The organism is Desulfomicrobium norvegicum, assembly GCF_900114595.1.
Classification (GTDB): domain Bacteria; phylum Desulfobacterota; class Desulfovibrionia; order Desulfovibrionales; family Desulfomicrobiaceae; genus Desulfomicrobium; species Desulfomicrobium macestii.
The window spans coordinates 43,797-59,759 of the sequence record NZ_FOTO01000008.1 but is presented as its reverse complement, the minus strand read 5'-3'; the positions used below and the strand labels follow the sequence as shown (position 1 = coordinate 59,759).

14 protein-coding genes are annotated in these 15,963 nt (G+C 58.5%); 6 read left to right on the top strand and 8 right to left on the bottom strand.

What is annotated here, in order from left to right; all coding sequences use genetic code 11:
- Position 1: 1 nt before the first annotated feature.
- Both BMZ24_RS12440 and BMZ24_RS12435 read right to left on the bottom strand, forming a co-directional pair.
- Positions 2–778 carry an acyl-CoA dehydratase activase gene (locus BMZ24_RS12440; protein ID WP_092192763.1) on the bottom strand — a complete coding sequence of 259 codons (777 nt, stop codon included), beginning with the start codon at positions 776–778 and terminating at the stop codon, positions 2–4.
- Complete coding sequence (locus BMZ24_RS12435) at positions 775–2,052, bottom strand: double-cubane-cluster-containing anaerobic reductase (protein ID WP_092192761.1); 1,278 nt, start codon at positions 2,050–2,052, stop codon at positions 775–777. The genes BMZ24_RS12440 and BMZ24_RS12435 overlap by 4 nt, the downstream gene beginning before the upstream one ends.
- A 393-nt stretch (positions 2,053–2,445) precedes the next feature.
- On the opposite strand from BMZ24_RS12435, the gene BMZ24_RS12430 reads away from it, so the two are divergent.
- Positions 2,446–3,096, top strand: a complete 651-nt coding sequence (locus BMZ24_RS12430) for a peroxiredoxin (protein WP_092192759.1) — start codon at positions 2,446–2,448, stop codon at positions 3,094–3,096.
- A gap of 82 nt (positions 3,097–3,178) precedes the next feature.
- On the opposite strand, the gene BMZ24_RS12425 is transcribed toward BMZ24_RS12430, so the two are convergent.
- The 3 genes from BMZ24_RS12425 to BMZ24_RS12410 are packed head-to-tail and all read right to left on the bottom strand — an operon-like array spanning position 3,179 to position 6,580.
- The gene (locus tag BMZ24_RS12425) at positions 3,179–3,946 is read right to left on the bottom strand and encodes a phosphate ABC transporter ATP-binding protein (protein WP_225940268.1); all 768 of its coding nucleotides are present in this window, start codon (positions 3,944–3,946) and stop codon (positions 3,179–3,181) included.
- Positions 3,946–5,745, bottom strand: a complete 1,800-nt coding sequence (locus BMZ24_RS20175; protein ID WP_244150354.1) for a phosphate ABC transporter permease — start codon at positions 5,743–5,745, stop codon at positions 3,946–3,948. Before BMZ24_RS20175 ends, BMZ24_RS12425 begins: the two co-directional genes overlap by 1 nt.
- Positions 5,746–5,749: 4 nt before the next feature.
- Positions 5,750–6,580, bottom strand: a complete 831-nt coding sequence (locus BMZ24_RS12410; protein WP_092192757.1) for a phosphate ABC transporter substrate-binding protein — start codon at positions 6,578–6,580, stop codon at positions 5,750–5,752.
- A gap of 144 nt (positions 6,581–6,724) precedes the next feature.
- On the opposite strand from BMZ24_RS12410, the gene BMZ24_RS12405 reads away from it, so the two are divergent.
- The 3 genes from BMZ24_RS12405 (at position 6,725) to hcp (ending at position 10,180) form a co-directional block, all read left to right on the top strand.
- Positions 6,725–7,183 (top strand): HPP family protein, encoded by a 459-nt coding sequence (locus BMZ24_RS12405; RefSeq protein ID WP_407644764.1) that lies wholly within the window; start codon positions 6,725–6,727, stop codon positions 7,181–7,183.
- Positions 7,184–7,261: 78 nt separating this feature from the next.
- Positions 7,262–8,443, top strand: a complete 1,182-nt coding sequence (locus BMZ24_RS12400) for an FprA family A-type flavoprotein (protein WP_092192755.1) — start codon at positions 7,262–7,264, stop codon at positions 8,441–8,443.
- Between the two features lie 75 nt (positions 8,444–8,518).
- Positions 8,519–10,180 (top strand): hydroxylamine reductase, encoded by a 1,662-nt coding sequence (hcp, locus tag BMZ24_RS12395; RefSeq protein WP_092192753.1) that lies wholly within the window; start codon positions 8,519–8,521, stop codon positions 10,178–10,180.
- 118 nt (positions 10,181–10,298) lie between these two features.
- On the opposite strand, the gene BMZ24_RS12390 is transcribed toward hcp, so the two are convergent.
- Positions 10,299–10,784: a chemotaxis protein CheW gene (locus BMZ24_RS12390; protein WP_092192751.1), complete on the bottom strand. Its 486-nt coding sequence runs from the start codon at positions 10,782–10,784 to the stop codon at positions 10,299–10,301.
- A 19-nt stretch (positions 10,785–10,803) separates the two neighbouring features.
- The gene (locus tag BMZ24_RS12385) at positions 10,804–12,837 is read right to left on the bottom strand and encodes a methyl-accepting chemotaxis protein (RefSeq protein WP_092192749.1); all 2,034 of its coding nucleotides are present in this window, start codon (positions 12,835–12,837) and stop codon (positions 10,804–10,806) included.
- Positions 12,838–13,437: 600 nt separating this feature from the next.
- Between BMZ24_RS12385 and BMZ24_RS12380 the strand changes: the two genes are divergently transcribed.
- Positions 13,438–14,355, top strand: a complete 918-nt coding sequence (locus BMZ24_RS12380; protein ID WP_208599850.1) for a L,D-transpeptidase family protein — start codon at positions 13,438–13,440, stop codon at positions 14,353–14,355.
- Between the two features lie 10 nt (positions 14,356–14,365).
- Here BMZ24_RS12380 and BMZ24_RS12375 read toward each other — a convergent pair whose 3' ends face one another.
- Positions 14,366–14,683 carry a hypothetical protein gene (locus BMZ24_RS12375; RefSeq protein WP_092192747.1) on the bottom strand — a complete coding sequence of 106 codons (318 nt, stop codon included), beginning with the start codon at positions 14,681–14,683 and terminating at the stop codon, positions 14,366–14,368.
- 32 nt (positions 14,684–14,715) lie between these two features.
- Between BMZ24_RS12375 and BMZ24_RS12370 the strand changes: the two genes are divergently transcribed.
- Positions 14,716–15,684 carry a L,D-transpeptidase family protein gene (locus tag BMZ24_RS12370; protein ID WP_341864730.1) on the top strand — a complete coding sequence of 323 codons (969 nt, stop codon included), beginning with the start codon at positions 14,716–14,718 and terminating at the stop codon, positions 15,682–15,684.
- Positions 15,685–15,963 lie beyond the last annotated feature (279 nt).

Sequence of the window (15,963 nt, the reverse complement as noted above, 5' to 3'; positions counted from 1 at the left end):
CTCAGCTTGCCTCAAGGCTTTCGCCCCACAGCGCAGCGCCCAGGGCTCCCGTCATGTCGGGTTCATCCGGGATGAACAGGGTTTCGCCGATGACGGCGCCCGTCTGCTCGGAGAGCAACTGGCGCATGCACGGGTTGTGGGCCACGCCGCCGACAAAGATCAGCGGCAGGACGAGGCCCACGCGGCTGAGCATGTTCGCCGTGCGCCGGGCGATGGAGAGGTGCAGGCCGAGCGCGATGTTCTCGGGGCGCACGCCCTGGGCCATGAGAGATGTGGCCTCGGTCTCGGCGAAGACCGTGCACATGGAGTTGATGATGGGCGGTTTGTCGCCGCCAAGGGCGTATGCCCCGAAATCCCGGACCGGGATCTGGAAGATCTGGGCCGTGTATTCCAGGAATTTCCCCGTGCCCGCCGCGCAACGATCGTTCATTTCGAACTTGCCGACCCGGCCGCTGGGCAAAAGGGACAGGGCCTTGGTGTCCTGTCCGCCGATGTCGAGCACGGTCCGGCCCGCCGGGAAAAGATGGTGCGCGCCAAGACCGTGGGCCTTTATTTCGGTGATGGTCTCCACGGGGAAGCCAAGATCCAGGTCCTGCACCAGTTTGCGTCCGTACCCCGTGGCCACCGCCAGCCCGGCATCCAGGCCATCAAGGAGCGCCAGTAGCTGCGCCACCGGGTTGAAGGTGGTGGGAGCCTGCCGCTTTTCCACCACCTTGCCCTGATCCATGGCCACCACTTCAATGGAGCGGGAGCCGATGTCGATGCCCAGAACCGTCATTTGACGGTTTCCAGAAAGGCTTCGACGCGGGTCTTGAGCTGCTCGATGTCTTCCATGGAGTAGTCTGTCTCCAGAGACATGCTCGGGACGCCGCCAGCCGTGAGCCGCTTTTCCACCTTGATGCCTTCGTGGGCGTAAGGCTGGCAGAACATGAGGGCGTACTGGATGACGCCGTCGACCTTGAGGTCCTTGGCCATGGTCTCGACGTTGTCCAGGCGTTCGGCGTTGGGCGTGAAGCAGGCGCAGTCGATCTTCATGTAACGCTCACACAGCGCGTCGATCATTTCTTCGAGGGTCTGGCCGGACTCGTCCGTCAGATCGCGGGTGTTGCGGGTGCCGATGCACGACTCCTCCCCGACGATGACGGCCCCGGAACTCTCGATGACGTAGGGCAGCTTCCAGTTGGGCACGGCCATGGGACAGCCCGAGAGCATGACCCGGGGGGCGTCTTTGGGCGCCACGCCATCTCCGGCCTTGATGCGTTCTTCGAGCTGGTCGCACAGCGTGTTTATGGACGCGGTGAAGCGGATCGGATCATCGTAGAAGCTGACCTGGTTGATGAGCAGCACATCCCGGCCGGAGATGGGCGCGGGCACGGCGGCGCGCAGCCTGTTCAGACGCTGCAGGGCGCGGCGGCGGGCGTTGACTGTTTTGATGGCCTCGGCGAGTTTTTCGGCGGTGACTTTTCTGCCGGTCAGTTCCTCGAGTCTGGCCATGTAGCGCAGGACTTCGGCCTTCCACAGGGCGCGGGCCGACTCCGTCTTGGTCTGGGGCACTTCCATGACGTACATGGGCGCGTGTTCGGCGAAGGCCTCATAGGCCTTTTTCTTGCCGTCACAGGTGGTTTCCCCGACGATCAGGTCGCACGATTCGGTGTAGGGGCACAGCCGGGCCAGCTTGAACCCGATGAAGGATTTGATCAGCGCGCAGGTGTTGCGCGGCACCAGGGTTTCAGCCGCTTCCTTGCCCGCGTCGGCTCCGGCGCAAAGGCCGACCTGCACGGCATCCACGGCCAGGGCCAGCTCCTCGGGGACGAAGACGCAGAATGTGCCGATGATCTTGCGTCCCTGGGCCTTGGCGTCCTGCAATTCCTTGATGCGCAGGCCGTGCACTTCCGAAAGCACGAAGTCGAGATACTCCATTCCCTGGAGACGACCCTTCTGGCTCATGTAGATGTCGCCGTAAAATTTTCCGAGCACGCCCAGAAGTCCGTCATGGGCCGCTATATCCAGATTCAGATTTTCCCACATTTCCCGATAAGCTTCCTGCGTCATCATTACCTCCGGAGAATAATTTTTCCTTATGTGCTGGAAAGGCGAGGTGGATGCAAATCGGGATAGTGGATGGATTCTTTGGTTATTGATCGAAAATATTGATGTGAGATGTTTTTTTGCGGTACTATATTTGACCGGAACGCAGAATTGTTTGCAGCCAGTCGCCCTTGATACCCTCTTTTGGATTTCGCTGGTCCGGTATCCATCTTTCTGATTCAAGATGTATTGGAGGATTTTCAAAATCAATTTGTTTGTTTTGATAATGAGAATGTATAGCTCTAATAGTTGTTTTCATATAAATCCGTTGAGACAGTTGTGTCAGTCCTTGCAGACAAGACCGTCGTCTTGAGGACGCGTTGCTTTCAACAGACGGTACAAAAAGGAGACATGTCGATGGAAGAATCAAAAGTAGGCATGCCGTTGCTGGGCGATCCGTTTCCTGAATTGAGGGTTCAAACAACGCATGGCCCAATGAAGTTGCCGGAGGACCTGAAAGGCAAATGGTTTGTGTTTTTCAGTCATCCCGCCGATTTCACGCCTGTTTGCACGACCGAGTTTGTTGCCTTTCAGAAGAGATTCGAAGAATTTGAAGCTCTTGACTGCAAGCTTGTCGGGATGTCGGTCGATCAGGTCTTTTCCCACATCAAATGGGTCCAGTGGATTAAATCCGAATTGAACGTGGAGATAAAATTTCCAACTGTAGCGGCCAATGACGCCGTGGCCATGAAGCTCGGCATGCTGCATCCCGGCAAGGGTAGCAATACTGTACGGGCCGTATTTATTGTTGACCCGGAAGGAAAGGTGCGTTTGATTATGTACTATCCGCAAGAAATAGGGCGGAACATGGATGAGATTGTCCGCGTCGTGAAGGCTTTGCAAATATCAGACAAGCAGGGCGCGATAGCAGCAGGATGGCCACATAATGAACTTATTGGCGATCGCGTTATCATACCTCCTGCAACAAATGAAAAAGACGCAGCTAAACGACTCAAGGAAAATGAATGCTATGACTGGTGGTTTTGCCACAAGCCATTGGAAAAATAGTTGCAATTTTTCCGATAAAAACTTTGCATGCAAAAAGAATGACGCTTGTCGAATGATTGATAGGCGTCATTTTTTTGTGGAATCAGTACATGGCTTCCAGTTCCGTCAGAATCGCAGCGCTTTCCCCCTTGAGTTCCCGGGGCAGGAGATGGCGGTGAGTCCGGCCCTCGCGCAGCACGATGATGTCGTCGGCAAGTCGCAGCGCGAAATCCAGGCTGTGCGAGACCACTACCAGCGTGTATCGACCCTTCAAGGTTTCAAGCAATTCCTCGATGCCCTTGGCGGCCTTGTGGTCCAGGGATGAAGTCGGCTCGTCCAGAAGCAGGACGCTGGGTTTCATGGCCAGGGTGCGGGCCAGGCACAGCCGTTGCTGCTGTCCGCCGGAGAGGGTGCGGGCATCGGCGTCCAGACGGTCGCGCACTTCGTCCCAGAGCTGCGCCTCCTTGAGCGCTTGCCTGGCCGCGTCCATGGCGTCCGCGCGCTTGACTCCGTGTACGGTGGCCAGCGGCATGACGATATTGTTCCCGATGCTCATGGGCAGGACGTTGGGGTGCTGGAAGACCATGCCGACCAGCCGACGCAGTTCGGGCAGGGGAATGTCGCCCGAGTAGGGGCGCACGACTCCGTGGTCGCGGTGGAGCTGCACCTCTCCGGTGGTGGTGCAGCCGGGGAAACAGTCGTTCAGGCGGTTGAAGACCCGCAAGAGGGTCGTCTTGCCCGCCCCGGAGCGGCCCATGACAAAGGTGGCCCGGTTTTTCATGATCTCAAGATTAAGGGCGGACAGGATCCGCTTGCCATTCAGGGCCACGCCTACGTCGCGCAAGGTGAAGAGGGGCGTCATTTTTTCCATTAATTCTCCATGCCCGCCCGCAGCATTCGCGCGCCTCCATAAAGGAGCACGGTCAGGACAAGCAAGGTCAGGGCCGCGCCGAAACCTTTGTGCAGATCATCCGCGCTCTGGTATTGGGCGGCAAGGTAGTAGATGGTGAAGGGCAGGGCCTCGAATTTGTCCAGCAGTCCGCGCGGCAGTCCGCCTTGAGCCACGACACCGGTCAGGAGGATGACGGCGGTGTCCTCGGCGGCGCGGCCCATGGACAGCACGATTCCGCCCAGGATTCCCCGGTTCGCGGCCGGAAGCAGGATGCGCCGCAGGCTCTGCAGGCTGGTCATGCCGAGGCTCGGGCCCAGCAGACGAAGCTCCTCCGGCAGCGTCTCCAGCGCTTGAGCCGTGGCATTGATCATGTACGGCAGGATGAGCAGGGCCAGGCAGAACGCGGAGAGCAGAAGGCTTGTGTTGGCCTCGGGGGCTATGGTGTGGCGCAGAAAGATGATCAGCGAGAAGCCGAACAGACCCATCACGATGGATGGCACTCCGGCCAGGGTGTTGGCCGAGAATCTGAGCGCGCGGGCGAGCCTGCCGTGCAGATATTGAGACAGGGCAATACCTGCGCCGATTCCGGCGGGGATGGCCATGAGCGAGGCCAGGGCGACCAGCGCCACAGTCCCTGCGCAGGCGGCGAAGATGCCGTCCCAGACAGGTGCGCGTCCCAGGATTGCGGCCATGATCGGCGCGTCGCCGAAGAAAAGCCGCGTATTGAAGACAGGCAGGCTTTGCCGAAGCAAAAAGACGACCAGACCGCCGATGGCAATGAGCATCAGGGCCGAGGCCGTTCCCGACCAGACGTGAATCAGCGTCCGGCAAAGCCGGTGCCCGGCCAGGAAGGACAGGAGGTCCAGCCACTTCCCGCCCAGCGGTTTGGTGGACGCGTCATGTCTGCGAATCATGAACTGCACCGCAAGGCTCATGCCGAAGAGCAGCAGGCCGCAGGCAAAAAGGGAATGAAACGCTGGCGAGCTGTTGTCCGTGGCCACGACCAGGGCGATGTGCGCGGTCAGGGTGCGGATGGAGTCGAAAAAGGAGGTCGGCAACTGCGGTGCGTTTCCGGCCAGCATGAGGGGGATGAGGGTGTCGCTCAAGGCCCTGCAATAACCCATGATGGCCGCGGTGCGCAGGCCCGTGGCCGAGCCCGGCAGGACGACCAGGAGCAGGGCCTGGAGCGGAGAAAAGCCAAGGCTCGCACTGGTCAGGCGGGTCCGCTTTTCCGTCTCGCGCATGGTTTGGTAAAGAAAGAGGACGATGGTCGGCAGGACAAGCAGGGCCAGGGTCAGGCATGCCGCCAGCAGGGATGGTCCGCTCCTGCCCGTCAGGGCGCCGCTCAGGATGGGCACGAGCAGAAAGACCGCGACAAAACCGTACACCACGGTGGGGATGGCGGTCATGAAGGTGATCACCGCGATGACCGCCCGGCGCAGGGGGCGTGGGCCTGGTCCGCAGGCAAAGACGCAGATGCCAAGGCCGAGCGGGTAGGCCACGGCAAAGGCTGACACGCTCAATGCCAGGGAACCGGCGATCATGGGCAGGATGCCATAGTGCCCCTGGTACGGGCGCCAGGTCAGGGACAGGATTTGCCCCCACTGTCCTTCCAGAAAGAGGGGCAGGGCCAGTACCAGCAGGAAGACGAAGATGGCTGCAAGAGTCCCAAGAGAGATGAATCCGGCCCCGCAGGAAAGAATCCTGACCACCCGGTCGAAAAAAAGCTGCCGGCAAAACCGCGAGGAATTTTGCCGGCAGGTTCGTATTTGCTGCATGCCTCTACTGGAGCGGGATGTAGCCGGCCTTGGCGATGATGTCCGTGCACTCGGAGCTGGTCACATAGTCGATGAACAGTTTGACCAATCCCTGGGGCTGGCCCTTGGTGTTCATGTAGAGTTTGCGGGCCACCTTGTAGGTGCCGGATTTGGCGTTGTCCTGCGAAGGTTCGATTCCGTCCAGCGTGGGCGCCTTGACCGAGGCATCCACGAAGCCGATGCTCATGTAGCCGATTGCGCCGGCATCCTGCGACACGGCCACCTTCATGGCGCCGTTGGAGGCCACTATGTTGGCGCTGTCGGCGATGGCTCCTTTCTTGAGCATCTTGCCCCAGAAGACTTCTCGCGTGCCGCTGGCCTCGTCGCGGGAATAGAGATTGATGAGTGCATCAGCTCCGCCGACTTCTTTCCAATTGGTGATCTTGCCTGAAAAAATGTCCTGCACCTGAGCCGCGCTCAAGTCCGCTACTGCGTTGGCGGGATTGACGACCACGGTCACTCCGTCCACGGCAAACGCGAAGGAAACAAGGCCGTACTTGGCGATTTCGTCTTCGGACAGGGCGCGGCCGGTGTTGCCGATATCGACCAGTCCTTCGCCGGCCTTCTGGACTCCCACACCGGTCCCGCCTCCTTCGATATTTATGCGGATGCCGGGGTTGGCCGTCATGATCCTTTTGGCTGCCTCGGTCATGACCGGAATGTGAGCCGTGCCCCCGGCAATGTCGATCTTGCCGGACTGGCCGGCGAAGTTGTCGAGCAAACCGGCGTGGGCAAAGCCGCTGGTCAGGAAAACACCTACGATCAATGAGATGACAAAATGCGTCCAAGCTTTCATTTCAGGCCTCCAAGAATAATATGTTGGCAATTGCACTATGCCAGCAAAGGTGGGAAAACAAATTGATAGCATCTATGAGTGGGCATCATTTTTATTGAAAAAACGGATGGTTGAAACGTGGTATTCTGCGCCTGTGGCCGAATTTTGGTATGGGATGCCACGATTCCTGAGCCGAATTTCCAGAAAGTCGGAATGGTCGATCAAACCGGTCAGGCCCTGCTCATCGGATCTTTCGGGGCCACGGCGGTGCTGGTTTACGGGGCTATCCGCAGCCCCCTTGCACAACCGAGAAATGTGCTCGGGGGGCATGTTCTTTCCGCAATAATTGGTGTATGCGCGCAGCAGGTCCTCGGTGAAGCTCCATGGTTGGCGGCCGCGGTGGCCGTGGCCACGGCCATTGCGGCCATGCACCTGACCAAGACCCTGCATCCTCCGGGCGGGGCCACGGCGCTGATCGCGGTCATCGGCGGAGATTCGGTGCACAGCCTGGGCTACATGTACGCCCTGGTTCCGGCGGGGCTGGGGGCGGTGGTTCTGCTTCTGGTCGCCCTGGTGGTCAACAACATTCCCAGGGGCAGGCGCTATCCGGAATTCTGGTTCTGACTCGTAAGGGTTTTGCCGTAACGACCGGAACTCGCTTCGCCAAATTTGCAACACACAAGATATGACAAGGAATCTCTGATGCGAACGAAAAAAATCACTGATGGTGTATACTGGATGGGCGCTGTCGATTGGGACAGACGCCTTTTCGACTCCCTGGTTCCGCTTCCCGACGGGACGACCTACAACGCCTACCTTGTGGAAGGCAGCGAAAAGACCGCGCTCATCGATGCCGTGGATCCGGACATGGTCGACACGCTGCTCGGGCATCTGGAAGGTGTGGAAAAGCTCGATTACGTCGTTTGCCAGCATGCCGAGCAGGATCATTCCGGGACCATCGCCCTGGTGCTGGACCTCTACCCCGAGGCCAAGGTCGTCACCAACGCCAAGGCCAAGTCAATGCTCATGGACCTCCTGCTCATCCCCGAGGAAAAGTTCATCGTCGTCGGGGATGGTGAAACCCTCTCTCTTGGCGACAAGACGCTGACCTTCATTCTCACGCCCTGGGTGCACTGGCCGGAAACCATGTCCACCTATCTGTCCGAGGACAAGATCCTGTTCAGTTGCGACTTTTTCGGCTCGCATATCGCCACGAGCGATCTCTTCGTGCGCGACCAGGGCCGGGTGCATGAAGCCGCCAAACGCTATTTCGGCGAGATCATGATGCCTTTTCGGAGCATCATCGCCAAGAACCTGGAAAAACTGAGCCCCCACGACATCCGCATGATCGCCCCCAGCCACGGCCAGATCTACGACAGCCCGGGCTGGATTGTGGACGCCTACAGAGACTGGGTTTCGGGCGCTCCGCACAATCTGGTGGCATTCCCCTTCGTCTCCATGCACGGCAGCACGCGGCTCATGGTCGACCATCTGACCGCGGCCCTGTCCGAACGCGAGGTGCGGGTGGAGCTTTTCAACCTCGCCGTGACCGACATCGGCAAGCTGGCCATGTCCCTGGTGGATGCCGGAACCATCGTGCTCGGTACTCCCACGGTACTGGCCGGACCGCATCCCATGGCCGCCAATGCCGCGTTTCTGGCCAACGCCCTGCGGCCCAAGGCCAAATATCTGTCCATAATCGGCTCATATGGGTGGGGCGGCAAGACCGTGGAAACCCTGGCCGGAATGATACCCAATCTGAAGGTCGAGGTACTTGAGCCCGTGTTGTGCAAGGGTTTGCCCAAGGATGACACCTTTGACGCCCTGGAGCGCCTGGCGGACGCCATTGCCGCCAGACACCGGGAGAGCGGCTTTCAGGGGTAGTTTTGAGTCATTGAAAATTGGTAGAGGTGCGTGCGCTTGCACGCGGCAAGGAACAGACAGTTGAAGGAGGTCGGTATGTTTTGCTTTCAGTGTCAGGAAACGGCCAAAAATACAGGCTGCACGGTCAAGGGCATGTGCGGCAAGCCGGAAGAGACCGCCAATCTGCAGGATCTGCTTATTTTCGTGCTGCGGGGAATCGCCGTGTACGGCGAAAGGCTCAAGGAACTGGGGCAGCCGGATCGTTCCAATGACGATTTCGTGTTGCAGGCTCTTTTTGCCACCATCACCAACGCCAACTGGGACGATGCCCGCTTCGTGGCCCTGATCCAGGAGGGCCTGGCCCGGCGCGACAAACTGAGAAATTCCTTTCTGGCCGCATTCAAGGCCAAGCACGGCAAGGATTTCGCCGATCCGCTGCCCGAGGCCGCGACCTGGAGCGCGGATTCGTCCGCCTTCGCTGAAAAAGCCAAGACCGTGGGCATTCTGGCCACGGAGAACGAGGACGTGCGCTCCCTGCGCGAGCTTCTGATCATCGGCCTCAAGGGCGTGGCCGCCTATGCGGATCATGCGGCGGTGCTGGGTTTTCGCAAGCCCGAGATCGACGACTTCATGCTTGAGGCCCTGGCCTCCACGACCAAGGACCTGTCTGTAGATGAAATGGTCGCCCTGGTCATGAAGGCCGGGAACATGTCCGTGACCACCATGGCCCTCCTGGACGAGGCCAACACCACGACCTACGGCAACCCGGAGATCACCACGGTCAACATCGGCGTGGGCACGAACCCCGGCATCCTCATCAGCGGCCATGATCTGAAGGACATGGAAGAACTGCTCAAGCAGACCGAAGGCACGGGCGTGGATGTCTACACCCACGGCGAGATGCTCCCGGCCAACTACTATCCCGCCTTCAAGAAATACTCCCATTTCGTGGGCAACTACGGCGGTTCCTGGTGGGAGCAGAACCGGGAATTTGAATCCTTCAACGGTTCCATCCTGCTGACCACCAACTGTCTGGTGCCGCTCAAAAAAGAGAACACCTATCTGGATCGTCTCTACACCACGGGCGTGGTCGGTTACGAAGGGGCTACGCACATTCCCGACCGTCCGGAAGGCGGGGCCAAGGATTTCTCGGAGATGATCGCGCGGGCCAAAAAATGTCCGCCGCCCACGGAGATCGAGACCGGAAGCATCGTCGGCGGCTTCGCGCACCATCAGGTCCTGGCCCTGGCCGACAAGGTGGTGGAAGCAGTCAAGTCCGGCGCCATCAAGCGCTTCGTGGTCATGGCCGGCTGCGACGGACGGCAGAAATCGCGCGGCTATTACACCGAGGTGGCCGAGAACCTGCCCAAGGATACCATCATCCTGACGGCGGGTTGCGCCAAGTATCGCTACAACAAGCTGGATCTGGGCGACATCGGCGGAATCCCGCGCGTGCTCGATGCCGGGCAGTGCAACGATTCCTATTCCCTGGCCGTCATCGCCCTGAAGCTCAAAGAGGTCTTCGGCCTCGACGACATCAACGACCTGCCCGTGTCCTACGACATCGCCTGGTATGAGCAGAAGGCCGTGGCCGTGCTGCTGGCCCTGTTGGCGCTGGGCGTGAAGGGCATCCGCCTCGGGCCCACGCTGCCGGGCTTTTTGTCCCCGAATGTGGCCAAGGTGCTGGTCGAGAACTTCAACATCAAGCCCATCGGCATCGTGCAGGACGACATCGCGGCCATGATGGCCGGAAAGTAGACCGCACGTTCGAGCGGCACGAGATGGCAAAGCCCCCGACGGAAATTTCCGGCGGGGGCTTTTTTGGCATTCAGATCGTTGGAACCGTATCTACCGTTCAGAACGGCAGGGCATTGTGCTAGGCGTCAAGCACTTCATGGTCGTGCACGCGCGCCAGTTCCTCCTGGGAGAAGACCTTGCCGATATCGAGGATCATGATGAATTCCTCGTTCTGCTTGCCCATGCCCCGGATGAAGTCCGCCCTGATGGACGTGCCCATGCGCGGCGGCGGGTTGATCTGGTCGCTTGTCATTTCAAAGACCTCGCGCACGGAATCGACGATCGCTCCCATGTAGCAGTTCTCGCCCTCGACCTCGACATCCACGATGATGATGCAGGTATTCACCGTGTCCTGGGTCTTTGGCATGTCGAATTTGATGCGCAGATCGACCACGGGCACGGCGTGGCCGCGCAGGTTGATGACTCCTCGCATGAAGGGCGGCGTCTTGGGGATGCGGGTCACGGGCACAAGTTCGATGACCTCGCGCACGGAGCCGGTCTCCAGGGCAAAGATCTCTTCGCCCAGGGCGAAGGTCAGATATTGCAGGGTGGTGTTGTCATTCATGAGTCAGTTCGGCCTTTGGTTAGAAACGTTCGAATTCATCATCTTCTTCGTCGCGCCCCATATCAAGGGCCAAGCCGCTGGTCGAGCCCTTGGCCGCCAGGGTCTTTGGAGCCCTTCTGGGCGGCTGGGCCATGCCCCTATGGGCGGCCTGCCGGGTGACGCGGGCCGCCGTGGCGCCCAGATGGAAGAAGGAGATGGAGGACTGCAACTGTTCGGCCTGGCTGGACAGTTCCTCGGATGTGGAGGCCATTTCCTCGGAGGCCGAGGCGTTTTGCTGGATGACCTGGTCAAGCTGCTGCAGGGCCTTGTTGATCTGCTCGGCGCCGGCGTTCTGTTCGCTTGATGCGGCGGAGATTTCCTGCACCAGTTCGGCGGTGCGCTGGATGTCCGGGACGAGCTTGGTCAGCATCTGCCCGGCCTGGTCGGCCACACTCACGGTGGAGGAGGACAGCTCGCTGATCTCGGCCGCGGCCGTGCCGCTGCGTTCGGCAAGCTTGCGCACTTCCGCCGCGACCACCGCGAAGCCCTTGCCGTGCTCGCCGGCGCGGGCGGCCTCGATGGCGGCATTGAGGGCCAGCAGGTTGGTCTGGCGGGCGATCTCCTCGACGATGGAGATCTTCTCGGCGATGTTCTTCATGGCGCCCACGGCCTGAATCACGGCCTTGCCGCCGGCCTCGGCGTCCTGCGCGGCCTTCAGCGCGATCTTTTCGGTCTGGGTGGCGTTGTCGGCGTTTTGGCGGATATTGGAGCCCATCTCTTCCATGCTCGACGAAACTTCTTCAACGGAGGCGGCCTGCTCGGTGGCGCCCTGGGAGAGCTGCTCGGCGGAGGCGCTCAGTTCCTCGGAGCCCGAGGCCACGTTGTCGGAAGCCGACTGCACTTCGGTCACGATCTCGCGCAGCTTGGCGACCATGTCGCGCAGCGCCTGGGCCAGGATGCCCAGCTCATCCTTCTGGTCCACGTCCACCTTGGCGGTGAGGTCGCCCTGGGCGATCTTGCGGGCAAATTCAACGCCTTTATACACCGGCCCGGTAATGGACTTGGTCAGAAGAAGTCCCAGGGCCAGGGCTATGGTGACTCCCAAGACCATGCCGCCGATGGAAATGGTGGTGTCCCGCGAGGCGGCGGCGCGTGCAGTTTCGAGATTCCGGTTGCTCTGCTCGACCGCCAGGTTCACGACCTCGATCAGGAGCTTGTCGAGCTTGTCCTGCCCTGCCTTGGATTCGACCATGAGCAGTTGCCCCATTTCCTGGAAGATTTTCTGTGACGCTTCCGCCTGGCCCCGGATGGTCCTGAAATGGGCAAAAACTTCTTCCGCGATGGGCAAGAGCTTCCGGTACAGGTCCTGGGCCTCGGCTTCACGCCCGGCCGCGAGGGCTTCCTTGATGTCGTGGATGGTCTGATGGAAGGCTTGGTGCGGTGTACGTACGACCTCCATGGTCTTGTCGAAATCGGAGTTGTCGGTGGAGAACGACGCTGACCATTTTCCGAAATTGCAAGCCTGATGGTCGGTGCCTCCCTCGAAAGTTTGCCCGGTGGCCAGGAGTCTGCCGATTTCGGTCATGAGCTTGTAGTGGTCCCCGCGATATTGTTGCAGCTTCTGCATCAGGTCATCGGGGTTCATGATGTCTCGGGCAATGAGTTGCTGGTTCAGTTCAAGCACGCGGTTGTTGGTTCCGGTCAGACCGGCGAGGGTCTCCTGGCATTGCTTCCAGATGGCCTGGGCTTCGGCGGTCTGGGGCAGGGTGGTGTATATGTCCAGGGACTGCTTGTATTCCGCCCTGATAGTGGCGATGTTCGTGGAGATGTCCTTGCGTTCCTGAGGGGTCAGGTTGGAACTGAGCAACGTGCGAAGCCCCGTGGTCAGGTCGGAGATGCTGCCTTTCATGCGCAGCAGATGTTCTACTGTAGGCAGGGAGACGGAGCCAATGGAATCCATGCCCCGGGTCAGGTTGTTCATGCCATTGATGGCGAGCAGCCCTATGGCCAGGGCAATAAGAGCGGTGAGGCAAAAGCCTCCGATAAGCTTGAGGCCGAGTTTGACGTTCTTCATGGAATCTCCGCAAGGATGAAGTGGGTATATTTTATCCTTGTGCCCTTTCTCACATGAAAGCAGAAAATGCAATGCGTCTTACAGAATGTTTAATTGCTATATAAAAATTGTATAAGTATCATTTTTTTGATTAAACTATAATATTATATTTGTAATACATTTATTTTTATGATGTTTTTTAAAAAAAAACTTCTTATAATCAATTTAGTAATATTAAAAATTTGATTATCTAATCGCATTTAATACTTTATTTTAATTTTTTTTATTCATTTTACTTATAAATATATATCTATAATTTTAATTATATGACAAGAATTTTTAATATTTAATTTTTATGAATAATTAAATCATTCATACTGTTTCTGCTTAATCGTGTGTTCTTTTTTGAAGCAACTGCAAAAACTCGTCACCCCTTTGAAAATGCGGGCGCCAGATTTGATCCTGGAAATTATCCGGCAATCACGACTGGAACAATGCGGGATAAATCTGCTATGGGGTGTGTCATGGCAGGAGCCGTCCCGGTAGCGCGTTTGGCCGCGATTGTGGCTCGGAGCGGGGAGTTTTATTTCGGTGTCAGGAATTTATGGAGATCGGCGGGTCATGAAGCGAATATTTCCATCTCTTATAGCGGCGGTTTTTGTCCTCTTGCTGGCTCATCCCGGTTCCGCATGGGCGCTCAGGTCCTTCATGCTCTCGCCGGACACCGATTTGTACGGCTCTGTGCGCCAGGTGAAGGTGGAGGGAGAGGATACGCTCCTTGATATCGCGCGCGAGTTTGGCCTTGGGTACAATCAGATCGTGGCCGCGAATCCCGGCATCGACCCCTGGGTGCCACCCACGGGGGAGTTGGTCAAAATCCCCTTGGCCTTCATGCTCCCCCGGGAACGTCCGCAAGCGGGCATTGTGGTCAATCTTGCCGAGATGCGGCTGTATTTCTTTTTTTCAAACGGCGGCCACGACTTTTTTTTCACCGCACCCATCGGCATCGGGAGGGAAGGGTATCTTACGGAGCTTGGCGTCTACAAGGTCAAAAGCAAGACGCCCAATCCGACCTGGGTCGTGCCCGCTTCGATCCGTGAAGAGGAACCGGACCTTCCGGCCGAGGTGCCGCCTGGACCGGACAATCCCCTGGGTGATTTCGTGTTCAGGCTGTCCCGTAACCTGTACGCCATTCACGGCACGAACAAACCTTGGGGCATCGGCCGCAGGGTCAGTCACGGGTGCATCCGCATGTACCCGGAGGACGTGGGCGCGCTCTATCCGGTGGTTCCCGTGGGCGCCACGGTGCAGGTCATCTACGAGCCGGTCAAATACGGATGGGGGAACGGGCTTTTCTGGGTGCAGGCTTTCGAGGATTTTGAAAACAGGGCTGAATACCCTCTCATGAAAATCATGGAGGAACTTCTCTATCACGAAGCAACCATAGGCCCCCTCGACATTGACCGTCAGGCCCTCGAAAGGGTCCTGGAGGAAAAGACCGGGGTGCCCATGGTTGTTGCGCGTCCCAGGGAGCAATAACCGTGATCGGTTATTTCTTCAGGGACTTGTCGAAGATGCGTTCGGCCTTTTCGGCCGCTGCCTCGGCGCGTGCGGCAGCCATCTCGGCCTTGGTCGCGGATTGCTCGGCGCTGGCCGCCGCGTTTTCAAGGCGCACGCCCATGGCTTCGAGCCTGTCGCCCACGGCCTCGGCCCTGGCGGCTGAAAGTCTGGCTTCCTCGGCGGACTGCTTCGCGCTTTCAAGGAGAGCACGATCCTCCTTGTTCAAGGTCGCGCATCCTGCAAGACCAAGGACAGCGGCGAGACAGACGGCCATGGACAGATCGCGATACATTTTTCTCGTGAACATCTTTTTTCCTCCTTATTTCGAGCCGGGGTAACGTGAAACCATTTTCACATATAATACAGCGCAAACATTTTCAAAGTCAAAGGGTACTGTTATTTTGGCTGATATGTGCGCTCACTATTTTTTTCACGGCTCAGGCATGGTCCGCGACGAGCGGATGCCTGGTCGTGGACAAGGCCAGGAGAGAATTGGTCGCATTCAGGGAAGCAAAGCCGGTGGCCACGTACCCTGTCAGCTTCGGGATCGACCCGGTCTCGGACAAGCGCAGGACCTTCGACTGCGCAACCCCCGAGGGGCTCTATTTCGTATCATATAAAAAGGCCGTGACCCGCTTTCATCGCACGCTCGGGATTTCCTACCCCAATCTCGCCGACGCGGAAAAGGCCCTGGCCGTTGGCGTCATCTCTATCCCGGAATTCAAGAAGATACGCGCCGCTGCCCGAAAATCCAGGCCCGGCCCCTGTAACACGGGACTTGGCTGCGGCATCGCCATACATGGCGGCGGAGTGTTCCGGCAATTCGGCGACAATCGGGAGCGCGACTGGACCGAAGGATGCGTGGCGCTGGACAATCCGGACATGGAAAAGCTTTTCAAATCATGCCGGGTAGGGGACGCGGTGATCATCTTCAACAGCGCAAGCAACCTTTACGCCCTGGCCAGGCCCTTCGCCCGAATGGCCACGCTCGATGCCGAGGGGCTGCCGTTTTGTCCTCAGGAGGGCTGCGTCTACGTGCTGGATCTTGTGACCGCCCTTGGGCGCACGCTCATAAGCATCACGGAAGGGGGCAGGCTTGGCTGGTCCGTTCGGGTCCGCGTGACTTCGGGCGACGGTTCCGGGAGGGAACTTCTGGCCCTGTCCGACACCAACGCGGACGGGCAGATCTCCTTTCTGGACAGCGTGACGGGACCACTTGCAGAGGGGCGTTCCTCTGAAGCCGTCTACGAGATGGTCAGGCAGGCGGTGGTCGATGTTTTTGCTGGCGGGACGTATCGTGGCCTTTGATGTCTGCATGGGGAGCGTTTCAGGAAATTTGTGACGAAAATTGCGTGACTGTTCGAACGGGATTGGCATTTTGGGTGAAAATATGTAATTGATCGCCTTAATATGGAAATTTTGGCGTCACGTGGGATGCGGATACGGAAGCGTGGTCTTCATGCGGTTTTGCGGCTGGAACTATTGAGTGGCAGATGAAAAAACGAGGAAATGGTGTCGACATGAGCAGGAATAAATTGATCTTCCGGTGCAGCGGATTTTTTTACCCTGGCGCTGCCTTGCTGTTTC

Excerpts from the sequence above, each read along its gene's own strand:
- BMZ24_RS20175 (WP_244150354.1), bottom strand. The coding sequence starts at position 5,745 with ATGCAGCAAATACGAACCTGCCGGCAAAATTCCTCGCGGTTTTGCCGG.
- BMZ24_RS12440 (WP_092192763.1), bottom strand. The coding sequence starts at position 778 with ATGACGGTTCTGGGCATCGACATCGGCTCCCGCTCCATTGAAGTGGTG.
- BMZ24_RS12400 (WP_092192755.1), top strand. The coding sequence starts at position 7,262 with ATGCGAACGAAAAAAATCACTGATGGTGTATACTGGATGGGCGCTGTC.
- BMZ24_RS12375 (WP_092192747.1), bottom strand. The coding sequence starts at position 14,683 with ATGTTCACGAGAAAAATGTATCGCGATCTGTCCATGGCCGTCTGTCTC.
- BMZ24_RS12410 (WP_092192757.1), bottom strand. The coding sequence starts at position 6,580 with ATGAAAGCTTGGACGCATTTTGTCATCTCATTGATCGTAGGTGTTTTC.
- hcp (WP_092192753.1), top strand. The coding sequence starts at position 8,519 with ATGTTTTGCTTTCAGTGTCAGGAAACGGCCAAAAATACAGGCTGCACG.
- BMZ24_RS12380 (WP_208599850.1), top strand. The coding sequence starts at position 13,438 with ATGAAGCGAATATTTCCATCTCTTATAGCGGCGGTTTTTGTCCTCTTG.
- BMZ24_RS12430 (WP_092192759.1), top strand. The coding sequence starts at position 2,446 with ATGGAAGAATCAAAAGTAGGCATGCCGTTGCTGGGCGATCCGTTTCCT.
- BMZ24_RS12385 (WP_092192749.1), bottom strand. The coding sequence starts at position 12,837 with ATGAAGAACGTCAAACTCGGCCTCAAGCTTATCGGAGGCTTTTGCCTC.
- BMZ24_RS12435 (WP_092192761.1), bottom strand. The coding sequence starts at position 2,052 with ATGACGCAGGAAGCTTATCGGGAAATGTGGGAAAATCTGAATCTGGAT.
- BMZ24_RS12390 (WP_092192751.1), bottom strand. The coding sequence starts at position 10,784 with ATGAATGACAACACCACCCTGCAATATCTGACCTTCGCCCTGGGCGAA.
- BMZ24_RS12425 (WP_225940268.1), bottom strand. The coding sequence starts at position 3,946 with ATGGAAAAAATGACGCCCCTCTTCACCTTGCGCGACGTAGGCGTGGCC.